The following is an 18273-nucleotide window of genomic DNA, read 5'->3' on the forward strand; positions in this document are numbered from 1 at the left end:
TATTTCCGGGCGGCCGTAGTGGCCGTCCGGAAATAGGGTCCGGTACATCTGTTCAACTATTCCAAACGTACATTATACTATTGAAATTTTCAAGAGGATGCGTGGATTTGCGGGAAATCCTGAGCAATTTCTTCGCCTGAGAACAGATCGTCAAGCGAGCTGAGCGTGCCGTCTTCTTCAACCTGATAAACCGACATTTTTTCACCATTGACCGTTAATTCAATAAAACAGCCCCAGCAATAGAACTGGTGTGAACCGATCTTGCCGATATCCTTGGAGTTGCAGTTTGGACACTTCATATAATACATTCCACCTATCCGTTAACAATATTAATGGCTTTCTGTAGCCGTTCTTCGCTCATCGCGGGAACCAGTACGGCATTCTCCCCAATGGACATCTCTTCAGAACAAGGCAGCCATTTACGGCCTTCGATCAAATCCGTTACAAGCCCGTCACTGATTTCCAGCGCTACTATTGTGTTTCCCAACTTTTGGTCAAAATAAACATCCGATATTCGTCCCAGGTTACTTCCTGATGTCGTCAACACCTGAAGATCCTTCAGTTTGTTCTTTCCCAAAAGAAAAGTATATGGTATATGGTCAGTGTCGGCCTTAACAATCGACTCTTTATTGCGAATCATGATAGCATCTTCGCCATATGCGACAATATCTTCCCATGCCACAACTTTCACATGACTGGAAAAAAAAGTTTTGCTTTCCAGTTCAATACCCGTAATATTCCAGTTTGAATCGAGAACACAATCGACAAGCTTGCCGACCTCGGTACCCTCCTCAACTTCATATACAGTGAGGCCAATCAAATCCTGAAGTTTCACTGCCAAGGCCTCCTCTTATGTACCAAAACAGCGAAGAGCTAAAGCAAACCTTAGCCCTATTTACGCAGCCGTTTCAGAATGGTTTCAACTTTTTGGGCAACGTACTCCATTTCTTCCTTAGTATTACCCAAACCAGTACTAAATCGAATCGCCGAGCGCAAAAGTTCTGACGGAAGCTTCATTGCCTGCAGCACATGTGAGATTTCCAGTGATCCGGAGGTGCAGGCCGAGCCGCTTGCGGCGGCAATCCGCTCCATATCCAGATTCATCAGCATCACATCTGTACCCGCTCCGGGGAAGCTGACATTCAGAATGCTTGGCAAAAAATGCTGCGGATTGCCGTTGACGGCATATCCCTCTTGCCCTACACGGCTTTCAAGCTCTGCCAGCAGCGCTCCGCGCAGCTCCAGGGCATGCTCCCGCCGCTGCTCCAGCCCCTTTGCTGCGAGCTCTACCGCCTTGGCAAATCCGGCCGCACCGGCCAGACTCTCTGTTCCGGCCCGTCTGCCACGCTCCTGAAGGCCGCCGTGCTGCCTCGGATGCAGCGGGGCCCCGCGGCGGATATAGAGTCCGCCGATGCCCTGCGGCCCGTTGATTTTGTGTGCGCTGAAGCTCATATAATCCACCGGCAGCTCCCGCAGCGTAATCGGCACCATGCCGAGGGCTTGTACAGCATCAACGTGGAACAGGACTCCACGTTCCGCTGCCAGCCTGCCGATTTCCTCAACCGGCTGAACCGTCCCAACCTCATTATTGGCAAACATCACACTAATTAGTACCGTGTCATCCCTTAGGGCTGCCTCAACATCCGAAACAGACACCCTTCCTGTGGAATCTGCCGGGAGATAGGTGATGGAATAGCCCTGCCGCTCCAGTTCCTCGCAGGTATGCAGGACCGCATGATGTTCAATCGCAGTAGTAATGATATGTTTACCTTTGTGCACAGTAGCGGCAGCAGCCCCCAGCAGCGCCAGGTTGTCGCTTTCTGTGCGCCGCTGGTAAACACCCACTCATCCGGCGCACAGCCCAAAAAGCCCGCGATGGCATCGCGCGCGCCGTTAACAATTCTTTTGGCAGACCGTCCGGAATGATGCACGCTGGACGCGTTGCCGTATTCTTCAGTCAGTATATGGTATATGACCTTGGCCACCTCCGGATGAACCGGGGTTGAGGCGGCATGGTCCAAATAGATGGATTTCATATTTGTTTCTCCGCTTCTTGAGATTAAAATTCAGGATTTCTTAAGGCTTCTCGATTATACTGCTGAATGCTGTCTATTACCACCCGTCAAAGAACACAATGTTGTAACATTTGCAGCAGGCGGACAGCCATGCTTCATGCTTTTGGATCTGCAGTGCCGCCCTGCTGAATAGAATGATGCCGTTTCGTCCATTTTATAATGTAAAAGTCTGCAGCAGGCAGGATCTCACACCCTCCCTGCTCCTTCTTCAGTTCACAGCTGCAGCAGCTCTTCGAGCCTTTCAGGCAGCTCCTGCTCGGAGATAACCCGGATTCCGTTTCTGCGCAGCAGGGCGGCCGTAACACCTTCACCGGCAATTTTTACGCCCGCAAAGTCTCCGTTATAGATCAATGTACTGCCGCAGGACGGGCTATTTTGCTTAAGGACTACAATAGAGGCGCTGCATTTGCGGGCTGTTTCCAGCGTGATGCGTGCACCCTCCAGATACATCCCGGTGACATCATTCCCTGACCGGTCTATCACTCTGGCGTTACCGTCGAGCACATCCGCACCGGTCCCGCCGCTAATTTCCGCCGGTTCCCGCGGTGTAGAGAATCCGCCCAGCAGCTCCGGACAAACCGCAACCGCCCGGCCGCTGTCAAGCAGCTCCTTCAGACTGTTTTCCAGACAATCCGTTCCATTATACCTTACCTTCATTCCTGCCAGACAGGAGCTCACAAGAATCATATGACGTATTCCCTCCCTTAACTTCACGTATGTCCGCAGCATGAATTATAATAACAAATAGTTTCGGCGTAAATACAGGAGGTGCCTTGAGCATGTGCGGAAGATATACGATCACTGTAACCTTAGACGAATTAATGCTGAGGTATTTTATAGAGGGTACACCGCTGGTTAACTACACCCCCAAGTATAATGCTGCTCCGGTGCAGCAGATTCCGGCAGTCATCCATGACGGGACACGCAACCGGCTGGGTGAGCTGCGCTGGGGGCTGGTCCCCTCCTGGTCCAGGGATGACAAGGGCGGCAGCACAAGGATTAATGCCCGCGCTGAAACGCTGCTGGAGAAAGCCTCCTTTAAGGGGCTCATCCGTTCGCGGCGCTGTATCATTCCTGCAGACGGCTTTTATGAATGGAAGCAGGGGCCGGACGGTAAGCAGCCGATGCGGATCGTGCTGCCTGAACGCCGGATTTTTTCACTGGCCGGATTGTATGATATCCGGGTTGATGAGGAAGGAAACAGGCTGAGTACTTGCACAATCATTACCACAGAGCCAAACAGCCTCATGGCAGACATTCATAACCGGATGCCCGTGATCCTTACCCCTGAAGCCGAGACACAGTGGCTCGACCGCAGCAACGAGGATATCCCGTCTCTGCTCCGGCTGCTCCAGCCTTATGATAGTTCACAGATGCGCGCTTATCCGGTATCAGCAGCTGTAGGCAACGTACGAAATGACTATCCGGAGCTTATTAAGGAAGCCTGAAAACTTTAATTTTTAATGGTGCTCTTCTGTAGAGTTTCCCTTTTTTCGCATTATGCCCTACACTACATAAGAAGGTGGTATGACTTCCGGGTCATATGGTGGTTCGATGCCCGCAAATTCGCCCTGCCTGTGAATGATTACAACTTTGTCAAATATCGTATTTTACGTGTAAACAGCACACAGTTGGTTTAATAAAGCACATAGTATTTTAATTAGCACACAGTAAGAGGAGACCATATTTTGAAAACTTCAAAACTTCAACAAGCGATCACTGAGGGAGCTCTGCTCGAGATCCATCTGATCAGCGGTGAAACGTATAGAGGCACAGGTGAAAAGGGCTATTCGGCAAACTCCTTTGAGTTCAAAACGGACAAAGGATTATTAACCCTGCCGTTCTGGACCGTTAAGCGCTACAAAAGATTATAATCCGCATCCCTTCATTCCTCCCGCTCACATCTTCATCATCATCTTCCTCCATCTTAATCCGGTATCTCCCCAACCCTCAGCGGACCACAAAAAAGACCCCGCCGGCAACCGGCAGGGTTTCAAGAGGGACATGAACGAACATTACATACTTTCGGGGATAGGCTAAGTTTACCACCGGTTTGTTCGCTGAGTGTCAGGTACAGGTAAGAAGAACGTAAACTCTATCAGGCTTAAAGCGTTCCGTCTTTTTTCTTTTTGGGCTGCCTGGCTGTACCCAGTGTTGTTCCCTGCGGGAAGGCTCTGAACCGGCTCTTCGAGATGCCGATCTGCTGTGAGGTATATATCCCGCTGTGTCCGGAAAATAAATAGCTGACCAGACACGCGATAAAAAAGTACACCGCCCCTTCTCCCCCGAATAATTCTATCCCCATCAAGAAACAGGCAACCGGCGTATTGGCAGCACCACAGAACACTGCGATAAATCCGAGTCCGGCCAGGAAAGGAGCATATAGCTGCAGCATTTCTGCTAACGCATGCCCTAAAGTAGCACCAATGGCAAACAACGGGGTAACCTCCCCGCCCTGAAAGCCGGCTCCAAGCGTAAGCGAAGTGAACACCAGCTTGCCCAGAAAGGCAAACGGTGTGACCTCTCCGGTAAAGGAAGACTCTATCAGCGGCAGCCCCAGCCCGAGGTAATCCCTCGTTCCCAGTACATATACAAGAACAATGACCACTACACCGCCCACGGCGCTTTTTAGCACCGGATTACGGAACAGCCGGGTATAACTGCGTTTCAGCGCATGCGTCAGCTCACTAAACAGTGTACTTGTCAGCCCGAAGAGAACGGAAGCCAGCACAACCTTTAGCAGTACAGGCATAGTAAGTGCCGGAATCTCCCCTATCGGATAATGCACATGGGTAATGCCCCAGAAAGAAGCTGCAGTAAGGTTGCCGACAAAGCTGGCTACAAAAGCGGGAATGAGCGCTTCATGGCTGATCAGCCCGATGGCAAGCACCTCCAGTCCGAACACGGTTCCGGCTAAAGGCGTTCCAAAAATGGAGCCGAATCCCCCGCTGATCCCGCATATAAGCAGAATTCTGCGGTCAACGGGCTTTACTCTGAGCATCCGTCCAAACCACTCTGCCAGGCTTCCGCCCATTTGTACGGCCGTTCCCTCACGGCCTGCCGATCCGCCGAACAGATGGGTAACCAATGTTCCGAATAATACGAGCGGTGCCATTCTCAGCGGTACGGCTTCGCTGTCTGTCTGAATCTGTTCCAGAATCAGATTATTCCCTTTTGAACTGCTGCCTCCGTACTTAGAATACAGATAGCTGACCAGTGCCCCTCCCAGCGGAAGCAGAAACAGCAGCCACGGGTTGGCCATCCTGACCCCGGTCACGTAGTCCAGGCTTTTCAGAAAGAAAGCGGATGCGGTGCCGGCTAGCACCCCCACTCCGCTGCCGAGCACAATCCATTTCAGCAGGGTTCCCCAGGCCGCGGCAAACCACCATTTTTCAATAATATCAGATCCTTTTTGCCTCCACGGTGCCATCGCCGTTCTTCCCCTCATATAAAGTCGTACATAAAAAATAGACTCCTACCAGGAACATGCTTCTCTGGTAGGAGTCATTAGCCTTTCGGCAGTTAATGGCGAACTCCATCGCCCTTATTATTGTATATTATTCTAATGTTTCGGTGAAGAAACGTCAATGGCAAAGAGCGACGGGCGGTCCGTACAAAAGCCTGTTCCTTAGATGTAAAACATGTAATTGTCTGCTTTACTCTCTTCTTTATAATTAATCAGGTCGGACAAAGTAGTGGAGTCCAGCACATCGGCGATGCTGTCGCGGATGCGCAGCCAGAGATCGCGCTTGGCCGGGTCGTCCTCTTCGGTGAAATCGACCGGTGAGATCGGGCCTTCCAGCACACGGATGATATCGCCGGCAGTAATGGTCGAAGAATCACGGGACAGAATATATCCGCCGTAAGCTCCGCGGATGCTCTTTACGAGGCCGGCATTACGCAGCGGGGCAATCAGCTGCTCCAGATAATGCTCGGACAATCCGTTTTTTTCGGCAATGCTTTTCAGGGAGGTTGGACCCTCGCCGAATTTCAGGGCAAGCTCCATCATAATAGTTAATCCGTAACGTCCTTTTGTTGATATTTTCAAAGGGGCACCTCTTTCGGTTTAATTGCTGTAGTTGTAGTTCACAATAAGCTAAGTAGACATTATGAGAAATGTCATATCAACGTATTCCGATGTTTGCTCTATGCTTATGTTATCATATCTGCGGACACATTTGCAGCGTTTAAGTCATTTTTTTGACAGAATGTTCGCCACCGGTGGACAAATTGTCAACATCGCTGCTGTTTCTGCACTAAATTCCTCAGTCCGCAGGCAGTTTCAGGTAGACAGGTATGTTATAATACATGTTGAGCCGGGTGTTCAGTTAAGATAACCGGTATTTTGTGCATAGAAAATGGTGATGGGAATGACAAAGGCAAAACAGGATACCCGCGTCGTCGTCGGCATGTCCGGGGGAGTCGATTCCTCCGTTACGGCGCTTCTGCTCAAGCAGCAGGGCTACGACGTCATCGGTATCTTTATGAAGAACTGGGACGATACAGACGAATTCGGAGTGTGTACTGCCGAGACCGACGCCGAGGATGTGCGCCGCGTTTGTGAGCAGATTGATATTCCTTACTATACCGTTAATTTCGAAAAGGAATACTTTGATAAAGTCTTTTCCTATTTCCTCGATGAATATAAGGCAGGCCGTACACCTAATCCGGATGTCATGTGCAACCGGGAGATCAAGTTCGGGGAATTCCTTAACAAGGCGCTGCAGCTCGGTGCAGATTATGTGGCCACCGGTCATTATGCCCGTGTGGTTGAAGAAGATGGGGTGTTCAAGCTGCTGCGCGGCGTGGACAACAATAAGGACCAGACCTACTTCCTGAATGCCCTGAACCAGAGCCAGCTTTCGAAGGCCATGTTCCCGATCGGCCATCTGCCTAAGCCGGAAGTACGGAGAATTGCTGAGGAGGCCGGCCTGTATACCGCGAAGAAAAAAGACAGCACTGGCGTATGCTTCATCGGTGAACGTAACTTCCGCGAATTCCTCAGCCAGTACCTGCCGGCACAATCCGGAGATATGGTCGATATTTCCTCCGGCGAAGTAAAAGGCCGGCATGACGGCCTGATGTACTATACGCTGGGACAGCGTCAAGGTCTGGGGATCGGTGGCTCCGGTAACGGTGAACCCTGGTTCGTTGCCGAAAAGGATCTGGAGAAGAATATTCTCTATGTGGTACAGGGGGACAAGCACCACAGCCTGTATTCCAACAGCCTGATTGCCTCCGGCGTGAACTGGATTGACGGCCGGACGCTTGCGCCTGGCGATGCACCGCTGAAATGTACCGCCAAGTTCCGCTACCGCCAGCCTGACCAGGGCGTTACGCTTACTGCCCGTGAAGACGGCAGCCTGGATGTCCTGTTCGATGTGCCGCAGAAGGCCATCACACCGGGACAGGCCGTAGTCTTCTACCAGGACGAACAATGCCTGGGCGGCGGAACCATCGAAGCGGCGCAGAAGGTTGTGCCGCAGCCGCAGGGATAATCCCTGCCTGAGCTGCAGCCAGCACAAAACTCCCTTTGGCTAAATGCCAAAGGGAGTTTTGCTGTTCGGTCTGCCCAGTGCAGCTTATTGATACAATTGCTTATTGCGCTGCAATGCCTTTATCAGCGGACACCGCAAGCTCATTAAGATAAATTCCAGTTCCATCACCGATAGCATAGTTCAGAACACGGTTGTTAACCGGAACAAGTGCAGCACGGTACAGGGTTGGGAATACAGGAATTTCTTCAACCATTAGTTTTTGCCATTCTTTGTAGATTTCTTTGCGTTTTTCTACATCAAATGCGGCTTCTGATACGCCTTCAGTCATCAGACGGTCGTTCTCTTCATTTGCATACCGCGGGAAGTTATAGATCGCATCGCGGCCGTACAGCCCTTGCGGATCCACGTCGATACCCACAGTCCAAGCGCCCTGATAGACGTCAACTGAAGGGTCATCTTCACCGTTGCTGCCTACACGGTCATAGAACGTATTGAATTCAACCATTTCCAGCGTAACATTCAGACCGATCGCTTTCCAGGATTGCACATAATATTGGGCCAGCGGCTCAGCAATATCGGAACCTGTCATGGAGATGAAATTGATAGTCAGCGGACTGCCGTCCGGATTGGTACGGAATTCCCCGTTCATCTTGAAACCTGCATCCTCAAGTGTCTGCTTCGCTGCTTCCGGATCATAAGGCATACCAGGGTTGCTGTCATCATGGAATTCAGGATGGGATGGCGGAATCAGTGTTGTTGCATTCCAGCGCAGACCATGGTAGAAGTTTTTGCCGACAGCATCATTATCAACTGCCTGCCACATTGCTTTACGCAGAGCTACATTTGCCATTTTGGCATTTGGATCAGGTACAACTACATTATTAGTTGCATCCCACTTACCGAGCTTGAAGCCGATGTAAGTATAGGCGCGGTCAATTGCGCCCAGATATTCAACGTTAGACAGGCCGGAGTTATCAGGGAACTGGTCAATCGGGAAGCTGTCGACAATATCGATGTTTCCAGCCTTAAGCTCCTGCACAACGGTAGTCGGAGGAACGACCTTCAGCACAACCTTATCCAGCTTCGGAGCACCGCGCCAGTAATCCTCATTCTTGACGAAGACAACAGATTCACCCGGAACAATGCTTTCCACTTTAAACGGACCGAAACCGATTGGCTTCTGACGGACCTCAGGGGAAGAAGAGATTTTGGCTACATCCATAGATCCGAAGATATGTTTAGCCAGCGGATAAGTCCAGATACTGCCTGTCAGCAGGGAAGGAGTGGCCTTTACATAAGTAATTTGTAATTGCTTCTCGTTAAGAACTTTGATCCCGGAAATTGTCTTAGCCTTGCCGGCATGATAATCTTCCATTCCGACAATGTTGGTGAAGTCGGAGCCGTAACGCGGACCGTCATAAGCCGGATTACCGATGACTTCATGGGCAAATAACCAGTCTTCAGCAGTCACAGGCTTGCCGTCATGCCAGTTGACATTATCGCGGATAGTGAAAGTGAAGGTGCGTCCGTCCTCGGAAACTTCATAGGTAGCCGCTCCGTCATTGGTGTATACATAGTTTTTATCCCAAGTGAGCAAGCCTTCATCAAACCAGCCAAGAACCTGGGAATCCGGATTCCCGGAGTAGAAATTATAGTTCAAAGTTCCTTCAAAAGGAGTATCGGATACAAGGCCAAAGTTAAGCGTACCGCCTTCAATGGCTTCACCCTGATTCGTCTTAACATTGCTGAAATCTGCGATGTTGTACAGCCCGTCTTCTGTTGCAGGTGCAGTTGTAGGAGCAGCGCTAGCTGCGGCATCTGTAGCTGCGTGGTTGCTGAAGGCTGAGCTGCCTCATTGTTGCCGGAGCTGCAGGCGGTAACTGCGAGCGACAGCACCAGCATCAGGCTGACCAGCATGGTCTTTGCGGTTTTTCTTTTTCTCATACTTGTTTCTTCCTCCCTTATTATCCTTTTCTTTGTCTTGCGTCCGTCGCACGCTTCAGCGCCTGACCGACATTATTTATACTCAACATCAACACCAGGATCAGCAGTGATGCGGGTAACCAAATCCACCATCTGGACTCCAGAGTCTGCGGGTTGCGGGCATAACTGACCAGTGTACCCAGACTTGGCGTGCTTTCGGGAAATCCGAAGCCTAGGAAGGACAAACCTGACTCAAGTCCGATGTTAGCAGCAAGGTTCAGGGTCATTGTTACGATGATGATAGAACTCAGGTTCGGCATTACCTGTTTGAAGATAATTTTGAGATGGGAGGAGCCGAGTGTCCGGGATGCCTGGACATATTCCAGCTCTTTTTCCTGCAGTGTCTTGGAGCGGATCAGCCTGGCAATCCCCATCCACAGGAATGCGGTCATGATAAGCGAGAAGGTCAAGGTATTGTATTTCGGAACCGCCGTTACAAAAGCAATGACCATCATCAGCATCGGCAGAATCATGAAAAAGTCGACCAGACGCATGAACAGGTTATCAATAAGACCGCCGAAGTACCCGGAAACAAGCCCGACCGTTATTCCTATAACCCCGGTCATCAGGGTGACCATAATGCCGATGCTCAGCGAGTTGCGTGTTCCGATAATAAGCTGTCCGAATACATCCCGGCCGCCATAATCGGTACCCAGCCAGAACTCGGCTGAAGGCTTCTTGTAAAGTGAAAAGAGATCAACTGTTACGATCTCCTGCTGGTTGAGAAACAGGGCGGTCCCGAACACTCCGAGAAAGACCAGGGCCAGAAAGATCAGGGATACCAGTGCCAGCTTATCTTTAAAAATTTCCCGCCAGATGATGCTCCAGCCTGACGGACTTTTTTCGATATGGTGCGGGAGCGGGAGCTCAGCGCTTGACTTTGCCATTTCATTTCACCTCAGTATAAGTTCTGATCCTTATTTAATCCGGATACGCGGATCAACAATGCTTAATATGATATCGGACAGCAGGGAACCGATGATGGTAGCTATTCCATACAGCAGCACCAGTGCCGTCACCACGGTGAAATCGCGGATCACGATCGAGCCCAGAAACAGCTGGCCCATGCCGGGGTAACTGAAGATGCTCTCTACAAAGATGGTTCCTCCGATGAGCCCCGTCAGCTCATACCCGAAAAAGGCGGCAATCGGCAGCAGCGAGTTGCGCAGAATATGGCGGTTATAGACCCGCGATTCCGAAGCCCCTTTTGCTCTGGCGGTAAGAATAAAGTCCTTCTGCTTCGTATCGATAATTTCGTTACGCAGATACTGGACAGTGCTTACAGTCGTAATTAAGGCGATAGATAAGGCCGGCAGCAGCAAATGATAGATCTTGTCGAGCACATAGCTGAAGGTACCCGGCACCGCACCAGGCGATACACTCCCCCCGGTCGGAAACCAGGAGAAATAGAAACCGAACATCCAGAGCATCAGAAGCGCTACAATAAAGAGCGGAGCAGCGAAACCGATATAGGTATAGCCTGTAATCAGGCGGTCGCCCCATGTATCATTGAAGCGTCCGCTGATGATGCCAAGGGGGATGGCAATCATATATGTAAGGATCAGTGTGGCAAGCGACAGCCACAGGGTGTTATTAATCCGCTGGCCAATCAGCTCGGTCACCGGCATTTTGAAGTTGAAGGACTGTCCCAGATCTCCTTGTACGGCATTGCTGATCCAGTTCCAGTACTGGATATGCCAGGGGTCATTCAAACCCAGCCTTTCCCGCATGGCTTCAATTGCCGCAGGGTCAATATTCGGATCAAGCATCCCGGTAAGTGCATCACCCGGCATTGCTTTGGCCATCAGAAATACGAGAATACTTAATAGAAATACTTGGGGAATCATAATTAATAGTCTTCGTACAATAATCTTCCACATACGTCTCAACCTTTCTCGGGCATAGCCACCATATGGGTATCGGAAATGGATCGTAACGGGTAAGCCAGGCCGTCCTGGTCAAAATGGCTCCGGTAGGCGTTTTCGTACTCTTCACTTACGGACCGGCGGAATGTATTCCGTTCTTCGCGCTGTAAAGGGTCGATGTCGGGAATTGCGGCGATAAGACGCTTGGTATAAATATGCCGTGGATTGTCAAAAATATCCTCAGGCGTCCCTTCCTCAACATGCCTTCCCTTGTACATAATGCCGATACGGTCACACATATGCCGGATAATTCCGAGATCATGGCTGATAAACAAATAAGTCAGATTCAATTCCTTCTGGATATCCCGCAAAAAATTGAGGACCTGCGCCTGCACCGATACGTCCAGCGCCGAGACAGGCTCATCGGCAATGATCAGCTTGGGCTTGAGGGCAATCGCCCGGGCAATCCCGATACGCTGGCGCTGGCCGCCGGAAAACTCATGCGGATATTTAAGGACATTATCCGCACTAAGACCAACCTGCTCCAGCAGCTCCTGAACCCTCCGCATTTCCTCCTGCGGGGACAGCTTCTCGAAATTGCGGAGCGGTTCGGCGATAATATCCAGCACGCGTTTCTTCGGATTAAGTGAGGAATACGGATCCTGGAAGATCATTTGTACGTCCCGGCGGACATTGTTCTGCTTGCGCGCACCTTTGGAAGCCAAATCGGCGCCTTCGAACAGGATATTGCCGCCCGTAATCTGATTCAGGCCGATAATAGCCCGGCCGGTTGTTGTTTTGCCAGAACCGGATTCACCGACAAGACCGTAGGTCTGGCCGGCCTCTATTGTAAGGTTGACACGGTCAACGGCCTTAACCTCGCCAACCTGGCGGCTAAACAGTCCTCCCCTGATCGGAAAGTGAACCTGCAGATCTTTAACTTCAAGCAATGCCATCGGTGCCAGCCTCCTCCGCGCTCTCCGGGAAATGAAAATGTCTGTAGCAGGTGCAGCGGACAAAGTGGCCCGGAGCAATTTCGTGAAGCTGCGGATTCTCCTCATGTGCGGAGGCATCAATCCAAGGCGTTCTCGCGGCAAACCGGCAGCCGGTGCGCGGCAGGTTCTTGAGTGAAGGCACAATCCCCTGAATAACATGCAGCCTTGACTTCACTTCTTTTACAGTAGGAATGGAATTAAACAAGGACCTTGTATACGGATGCTGAGGATTAGAGGTCAGCGTAAAAATATCGGCAATTTCAACAATTTGGCCTGCATACATTACGGCCACACGGTCGGCCATTTCACTGACAACCCCGAGATCATGGGTTATAAGGATGATGCCTGCCTGCATATCATTCTTCAGCTTCTTAATCAGCTCCAGAATTTGCAGCTGAATCGTTACGTCGAGCGCCGTTGTTGGTTCGTCGGCAAGGAGCAGCTGCGGCCCGTTGGCAATGGCGATGGCGATAATGACCCGCTGGCGCATGCCGCCGGATAATTCGTACGGATATTGATGGTATGTATGTTCAGGGCGGGGGATGCCCACTTTTGCCAAAAGATCAAGAACTTTTTCTTTTCTTTGTTTTTTGGAGAGGGTGGTATCATGAAGCAGCAGTACTTCTTCGATCTGACTGCCTATAATCATCAGCGGGTTTAATGCAGCTAAAGGATCCTGAAAAATCATCGACATTTCTTTGCCGCGGACCTTATTCAGCATGCCGGGGGACATTTGGACAATATCCTGGCCTTTGTATTTCACTTTCCCTTCAATTCTTGCCTTTGTGTGCAGCCCCATTATGGAAAAAGCAAGGGCGCTCTTGCCCGACCCCGATTCTCCCACGATAGCCAGAATCTCATTCTTCTTCACCGTGAGCGTCACATCATCAACTGCAGCATAATACTCGTCTGCAATTCTGAAGGATGTCGTTAAATTCTCGATTTGCAGTAAGTCTTCACTCAAATTCATCACCCTAACACCAGGATTTTTTAGCAAGGGAGGTTATGTCACATACAGTAACCCTACCAGCCAACTACACTTTAAAATTTTAGGATTATTATGGAAGCAATCCCTGAATGTTAGAGTTTATTCTAATTGACTCATGGTAAATTATCAATGATTTTTCAATAAAAAAAGTTTTGCATGTCAATTAATATGACAAATACGACAATTTCCGACTATTTAAGCCTATATTCTATTACCTTCTACGTTACATTTCACAATTTCCACATGTCTGTAAGCAAAAAAAACCGCTGCGTGCAGCAGGAAAATGATCTTCCTGCTGCACGCAGCGGCTCATATTTTCTTAAGCAGCCCTTACCGTGGGGCTACTATAATCCCCGGCGCAACCCCTGATTATGCCGGATCTTGGCTTCGTTGCCCTGCTCGGTTGCCTCATAAAATACCTTACCGGCAATCTGTTTGGGCAGATATTCCTGCCGCACGTAGTGGCCCGGGTAATTATGCGGGTACTGGTACCCCTCATGCCCCAGCTTCACTGCACCTTTATAATGCGTATCACGCAAATGCAGCGGCACCTCAGCGGACTTCAGCTCTTCGATGGTATTCATGACGTTAGCGATTGCTACAACCACGGCATCGGACTTCGGACTTTCGACGGCAAACAGGATCGCCTGCGTCACATTGAGCCTCGCCTCCGGCCAGCCGTTGTTGCGGTAGGCGTCCAGCGCACTGACCGCCTGAACCATGGCCTGAGGATTCGCCAGGCCAATATCCTCGCTGCAGGCGGCAATCAGCCGGCGGATGAAGGTCATCGGGTCCATACCGAGCTTCTCTACTGCATAGAGGAACCAGAACAGCGCGGCGTCACTGGAGCCGCGGATGCTCTTGTGGAAGGCAGATAGCACATCGTATTGGGTGGACTCGTCTGCCTTGACAATCGGCCGGCGTATCGACTCCTCCGCCACGCCCAGCGTAATATGCACACTGCCGTCCGGCTCCGGCGCTGTAGTCATTGCAGCCAGCTCCAGCGCGTTGAGCGCCCGCCGGATGTCGCCGTTAGCCATCGCCGCAATGTGCAGCAGCGCGTCTTCATCAGCATGCAGCTGCATGAAGCCAAGCCCGCGCTGCTCATCGGCCAGCGCACGCCGCATCGCTTCCATGCTGTGTTCACTGGTCAAGGGTTCCAGCTGGAACAGCGTGGAACGGCTCATAAGGGCCCCGTTCACATAATGGAACGGGTTCTCTGTCGTTGCGCCGATAAAGATAATCGTGCCCTTCTCAACGGCGGGCAGCAGCGCATCCTGCCGGGAGCTGTTGAAACGGTGCACCTCTATTTTTCTGTTTACAATAGTTAGTACACTATTTTTCAGTAGACTCATATAGAGTACGCCTAATCCAGAATGTGACGTTTCAAGAAGATATCTTTGCATATAACATCAATACAATTCGAAACTTTTACAACACATTTCAACAACATCGTCTCTTTATCACAAGCCAAATCGCATATCTTCATTTGCACTATTATACACTTAATAACAAAAAAACTTCAATTTCATATCGGGGATTTTCATCTAAATCATTACTAAAAAAGCTACTGCCAAGTATGTATGAGCTTTCCGATTTGCGCTAAATAGAGCCTCTCTCTTGCATGGAAAGTTAGCTATCCTCAAAACTCATAATCAGCTTTGTTGTTGTTAATGACCAGCGTTTCTGACTTCATCTGAGTCCCAAAGAACCCTAATTCATCAAGCTTATCGGACTTCTCAATAACTGCATTTAACTTAAAATTGAAACGCTGCATTTGAGCTATTATCCCATCTAACCTTATCGAGTTTTCATAATTCTCAACAGCTCCAAATTGTTTTACCTTTTTAGTAATTAATTCAAGCTTCAACGTTAAAGTAATTAAAACCCCTTTCCCCAAAAAGGGGTCTATTTATATGTTCTTCTCCAAAATTGTAGCCGTGTTGAATTGAAAAAATCACCTTAATGGGAATCCAGTTCCACCACGTTCTCCACATAATATCATCAACTTTCTGTCGATGAATAAATCGTATTCACATTAAATGAAAGGCAATTATCAAATTAACATACCATGGAATTAATTCTTCTTTTCATATCTATGATTGCAAGTGATAATTCAACAAATAATATTCATAAATATTTGTTAATACTCAAAATATAAGGAAGGATTAGCCAATGATTTTATCGAAATATAGTATAAATGGTCGAAAGGAGGTGAAAAAATAAATGTGGAGGTATTTAAAACGTCAAATCACTTCAATGCCAAGAATCTTACAAAATAATATTAAAGGTATGATTAAAACTATTGTGGAAGTTGCCCCTATAGAACCGGCTAAAAATTCTAATGGAGTTTTTAATCAGGTACTTCAACAAGGTTATATTGTACATGTTAAATTTATTGGTCTTGGCTCTGTTATCAACCGTCCCCATTTTGCTATAGTTTGGGATGCCTCTCCAAAAGCTGATCATGTACTAGTGCTACCAATGACTAGTAAAGTGAATCCTAATTACGATGTTGGAAGAATTCCAGGACTCCGCTCACCAAATAACGTCGTTAAAATTAATCAGATTCAATGTGTTTCTAGAAAAAGCTTAGATTTAGTTATTAGACGTAATAATACAGTCCAATTATCACAAGCTCAAATGTTAAAAGTAAGGGAAATGTATCGAATTTCTCAATTAGGAGAAAAACCTTTACATAGTGTTCTATTTTATGAAATTGGAGCTTTCTTACCTACCAGTGTTCCTCTCGACGTCTCAGCACTTCTTCAGCGTCCTTGTGTATACGAAATAGTGAATCAAAGTGGGATAACCATTCTTAATCTTATGTCCCCAGAAGAACCTCGGTTAAAGCGTTTGACGCTCGTTGATGTTGGTCTCCCGCAAAGGGATAGAAAAGCTCTTCTTCGAGAACTTTTATCAGCTGACTTGAGTATAAAAATTGCTGCGGAATCTAGAGTTTCGCACTTAGCTGCAACAGTAGCTGCAACTTCAAACTAAGCGAACTATTAGCATTGACTTTTTTTATTTTTGACGTTATAATTGCATTAGATTTAATGCCGACTGGCGAGAGCAGGGTCTAACCCTTGCGAACTATTTAATCCCGTATGGGATAAGCGGATAAAACCGCAAAACTTTGGGTGTAAGCCCCCAACAAAAAAACTTCCTTCTAGGAAGTTTTTTTGCATTTACGTTACTTGCTTTATCATCAGAAAAAATATGAATCCTATGTCAATTCCGACTAGACATCTATTTAATTAAATTGAGCATTTCCGTAATGCTTTTTTCCCGATATCGATCATTTTCATAAGTTACTTTAACTCTATATTGTTCTACAATTCCTACAATATTTAAAATTGTTCTAAGTTTTTCATTTTCAAAAAGCGCATAGTTCGTGTATTTCAAATCAACACTCCCTACACCACTATACTTAACACCATCATACCCTACTTCTTCGCAACAAGAGCCAATAAAATTAGTAAATAGATATACTTGTTTCAATAAATTACTTTCTGAATTTGGAGTAGCTATAAATCCTTCAAATTTTTCAAAAGCATTATCCATATCAAATAATTTTAATTCGCTATTTACCTCAAAAGAGACGATGTCAATAATTTGCGTGTTAGTTGGGTGAAGTTCATATGCTAGTACTTCTTTCTGGTCACTACAATACAGAACTGATTTACCAATTGTATTATATCTTCCGTGCGTTGCCTTACCCTGGGGTGGACTCCAAAATTCATGTTCTAAGTATGGTTTTTCATCCTGATGCCTTACTCTTCCTCTAAACAAAGATTTGTTATTAGGTAAAACTACAAATTCTTTTGAAAAAAAACTTTGTTTGATAGCATCGTAAAGCTTTTTTCCAGATTCATTTGTAAGACCTAACATAGGTTGTTTTTTTAACAACTCTTTAAACTCTTCAAGCTCATAATCACTAATAGTGATTTCAAATTTTCTTGCGAATTGAATAATGTCCCATCCAAAAAAATCTTCCACTTCTTTTTCAAAATATATTTTGTCCCACATATCAAATCTATAATAGTTTTTGGGATCACCATAAAGATATCTAGGTGATCCATAACCACATTCCTGACATACAAGCAATTTTGAAACCATATCAATTATATGTTCAGGAAGGTCATTATCTTCTAAATATGAAGCAATAAACGAACCATATCTATCTTCATTAATTAAATTATATGGCTCACCTTGATTTACGTTATAAATATGTTTTTCCAAAGTATATCCGGTACAATTTCCACAACAATATATCTCCTTTGAGATTTTAGAAGCAAGTGCTTCTGAGACGACTTGAACGAATCTGTCGTGCTCAGTAGAGTCTTTGAAATATAACTCTCCACCTAGCAAGCCTTTGTTACAACGCTTGCAAATATGCTCAGTTAGCAAATTGTATCCCACAACATGAATTGGAGCTTGAGCTAACTCATCAATTTTTATCTTATACAGCCATAAAGGTTTAATCAGTTCCGTACATTCAAAACAAATAATTCCGTCATTCGGATGTTTCATTTCATCACCTTCCACTCGGTATAAACCATACACGATTAAAACAAATACCTGTTCCTACGCCTATAGCTCCTAAATTGGGTAGCCTTATCACGTGATGTGTCACACAATTTTAATTATTATGAATGGTAAACGAGTGACACAAGATTGAGCCTTATTCTTTTTTGATTTAAACCTGGGTAACTTTTCTTGACCTTCAAAAACACTCAAAGGCCTCACATAAATTACACGCTGACGACAGAAGTAAAATTCTATCCAATTATTTAACCATCTAATTTCCGTCTTTATGAATAACATTTGTTAATGCTTTTGAACAAGTGGTGAGATAACTACATTAAT

The 18273-nt window shown here is 47.4% G+C and carries 18 protein-coding genes, 1 pseudogene and 1 riboswitch; of the genes and pseudogenes, 4 read left to right on the forward strand and 15 right to left on the reverse strand.

Features of this window, described 5'->3' with window-relative positions:
- Nucleotides 1-89 precede the first annotated feature (89 nt).
- From AWJ19_RS29335 to AWJ19_RS29350, 4 genes and pseudogenes are all read right to left on the reverse strand, one after another.
- Nucleotides 90-299 carry a hypothetical protein gene (locus tag AWJ19_RS29335; RefSeq protein ID WP_042179559.1) on the reverse strand — a complete coding sequence of 70 codons (210 nt, stop codon included), beginning with the start codon at nucleotides 297-299 and terminating at the stop codon, nucleotides 90-92.
- A gap of 14 nt (nucleotides 300-313) precedes the next feature.
- Nucleotides 314-835, reverse strand: coding sequence for a PRC-barrel domain-containing protein (locus tag AWJ19_RS29340; protein ID WP_068728747.1), 522 nt, complete (start codon nucleotides 833-835; stop codon nucleotides 314-316).
- Between the two features lie 56 nt (nucleotides 836-891).
- Nucleotides 892-2036 (reverse strand): annotated as a pseudogene (locus tag AWJ19_RS29345) (cysteine desulfurase family protein).
- Nucleotides 2037-2288: 252 nt separating this feature from the next.
- On the reverse strand, nucleotides 2289-2762 hold the full coding sequence (locus AWJ19_RS29350; RefSeq protein ID WP_068728749.1) for a DUF523 domain-containing protein: 474 nt from the start codon (nucleotides 2760-2762) through the stop codon (nucleotides 2289-2291).
- 92 nt (nucleotides 2763-2854) lie between these two features.
- Here AWJ19_RS29350 and AWJ19_RS29355 point away from each other — a divergent pair, with 92 nt between their 5' ends.
- Together AWJ19_RS29355 and AWJ19_RS29360 are read left to right on the forward strand one after the other, a co-directional pair.
- The gene (locus AWJ19_RS29355; protein ID WP_068728751.1) at nucleotides 2855-3523 is read left to right on the forward strand and encodes an SOS response-associated peptidase; all 669 of its coding nucleotides are present in this window, start codon (nucleotides 2855-2857) and stop codon (nucleotides 3521-3523) included.
- A gap of 240 nt (nucleotides 3524-3763) precedes the next feature.
- Nucleotides 3764-3949 (forward strand): hypothetical protein, encoded by a 186-nt coding sequence (locus tag AWJ19_RS29360; RefSeq protein WP_068728753.1) that lies wholly within the window; start codon nucleotides 3764-3766, stop codon nucleotides 3947-3949.
- 230 nt (nucleotides 3950-4179) lie between these two features.
- On the opposite strand, the gene AWJ19_RS29365 is transcribed toward AWJ19_RS29360, so the two are convergent.
- Both AWJ19_RS29365 and AWJ19_RS29370 read right to left on the reverse strand, forming a co-directional pair.
- Entirely contained in the window at nucleotides 4180-5505 is a 1326-nt protein-coding gene (locus AWJ19_RS29365; RefSeq protein ID WP_068728755.1) for a voltage-gated chloride channel family protein, read from the reverse strand.
- 61 nt (nucleotides 5506-5566) lie between these two features.
- A riboswitch (Fluoride riboswitch) is annotated at nucleotides 5567-5627 on the reverse strand.
- Between the two features lie 76 nt (nucleotides 5628-5703).
- Nucleotides 5704-6123: an Rrf2 family transcriptional regulator gene (locus AWJ19_RS29370; protein WP_068728759.1), complete on the reverse strand. Its 420-nt coding sequence runs from the start codon at nucleotides 6121-6123 to the stop codon at nucleotides 5704-5706.
- A 322-nt stretch (nucleotides 6124-6445) separates the two neighbouring features.
- Here AWJ19_RS29370 and mnmA point away from each other — a divergent pair, with 322 nt between their 5' ends.
- The gene (mnmA, locus tag AWJ19_RS29375) at nucleotides 6446-7573 is read left to right on the forward strand and encodes a tRNA 2-thiouridine(34) synthase MnmA (protein ID WP_198536668.1); all 1128 of its coding nucleotides are present in this window, start codon (nucleotides 6446-6448) and stop codon (nucleotides 7571-7573) included.
- Between the two features lie 100 nt (nucleotides 7574-7673).
- Here mnmA and AWJ19_RS29380 read toward each other — a convergent pair whose 3' ends face one another.
- From AWJ19_RS29380 to AWJ19_RS29410, 8 genes are all read right to left on the reverse strand, one after another.
- Nucleotides 7674-9341: an oligopeptide ABC transporter substrate-binding protein gene (locus tag AWJ19_RS29380; protein ID WP_082708196.1), complete on the reverse strand. Its 1668-nt coding sequence runs from the start codon at nucleotides 9339-9341 to the stop codon at nucleotides 7674-7676.
- Entirely contained in the window at nucleotides 9230-9517 is a 288-nt protein-coding gene (locus tag AWJ19_RS34420; protein WP_082708197.1) for a hypothetical protein, read from the reverse strand. The genes AWJ19_RS29380 and AWJ19_RS34420 overlap by 112 nt, the downstream gene beginning before the upstream one ends.
- A 20-nt stretch (nucleotides 9518-9537) precedes the next feature.
- Nucleotides 9538-10443: an ABC transporter permease gene (locus tag AWJ19_RS29385; protein ID WP_068728763.1), complete on the reverse strand. Its 906-nt coding sequence runs from the start codon at nucleotides 10441-10443 to the stop codon at nucleotides 9538-9540.
- A 30-nt stretch (nucleotides 10444-10473) separates the two neighbouring features.
- A complete protein-coding gene (gene opp4B, locus AWJ19_RS29390; RefSeq protein WP_068728765.1) occupies nucleotides 10474-11436 on the reverse strand; it encodes an oligopeptide ABC transporter permease in 963 nt (320 codons plus the stop codon).
- 5 nt (nucleotides 11437-11441) lie between these two features.
- Nucleotides 11442-12377 (reverse strand): ATP-binding cassette domain-containing protein, encoded by a 936-nt coding sequence (locus tag AWJ19_RS29395; RefSeq protein ID WP_068728767.1) that lies wholly within the window; start codon nucleotides 12375-12377, stop codon nucleotides 11442-11444.
- On the reverse strand, nucleotides 12364-13380 hold the full coding sequence (locus tag AWJ19_RS29400; RefSeq protein WP_068728769.1) for an ABC transporter ATP-binding protein: 1017 nt from the start codon (nucleotides 13378-13380) through the stop codon (nucleotides 12364-12366). Before AWJ19_RS29400 ends, AWJ19_RS29395 begins: the two co-directional genes overlap by 14 nt.
- A gap of 368 nt (nucleotides 13381-13748) precedes the next feature.
- Nucleotides 13749-14759, reverse strand: a complete 1011-nt coding sequence (locus AWJ19_RS29405; protein ID WP_241781938.1) for a replication-associated recombination protein A — start codon at nucleotides 14757-14759, stop codon at nucleotides 13749-13751.
- Nucleotides 14760-15046: 287 nt separating this feature from the next.
- The gene (locus AWJ19_RS29410) at nucleotides 15047-15304 is read right to left on the reverse strand and encodes a hypothetical protein (RefSeq protein WP_068728771.1); all 258 of its coding nucleotides are present in this window, start codon (nucleotides 15302-15304) and stop codon (nucleotides 15047-15049) included.
- Between the two features lie 326 nt (nucleotides 15305-15630).
- Between AWJ19_RS29410 and AWJ19_RS29415 the strand changes: the two genes are divergently transcribed.
- Complete coding sequence (locus AWJ19_RS29415; protein WP_068728772.1) at nucleotides 15631-16404, forward strand: type II toxin-antitoxin system PemK/MazF family toxin; 774 nt, start codon at nucleotides 15631-15633, stop codon at nucleotides 16402-16404.
- Nucleotides 16405-16653: 249 nt separating this feature from the next.
- Here AWJ19_RS29415 and AWJ19_RS29420 read toward each other — a convergent pair whose 3' ends face one another.
- A complete protein-coding gene (locus AWJ19_RS29420; protein WP_068728773.1) occupies nucleotides 16654-17937 on the reverse strand; it encodes an RES domain-containing protein in 1284 nt (427 codons plus the stop codon).
- Nucleotides 17938-18273: the final 336 nt, after the last annotated feature.

The organism is Paenibacillus sp. DMB5 (assembly GCF_001517085.1).
Taxonomy (GTDB): Bacteria; Bacillota; Bacilli; order Paenibacillales; family Paenibacillaceae; genus Paenibacillus_AQ.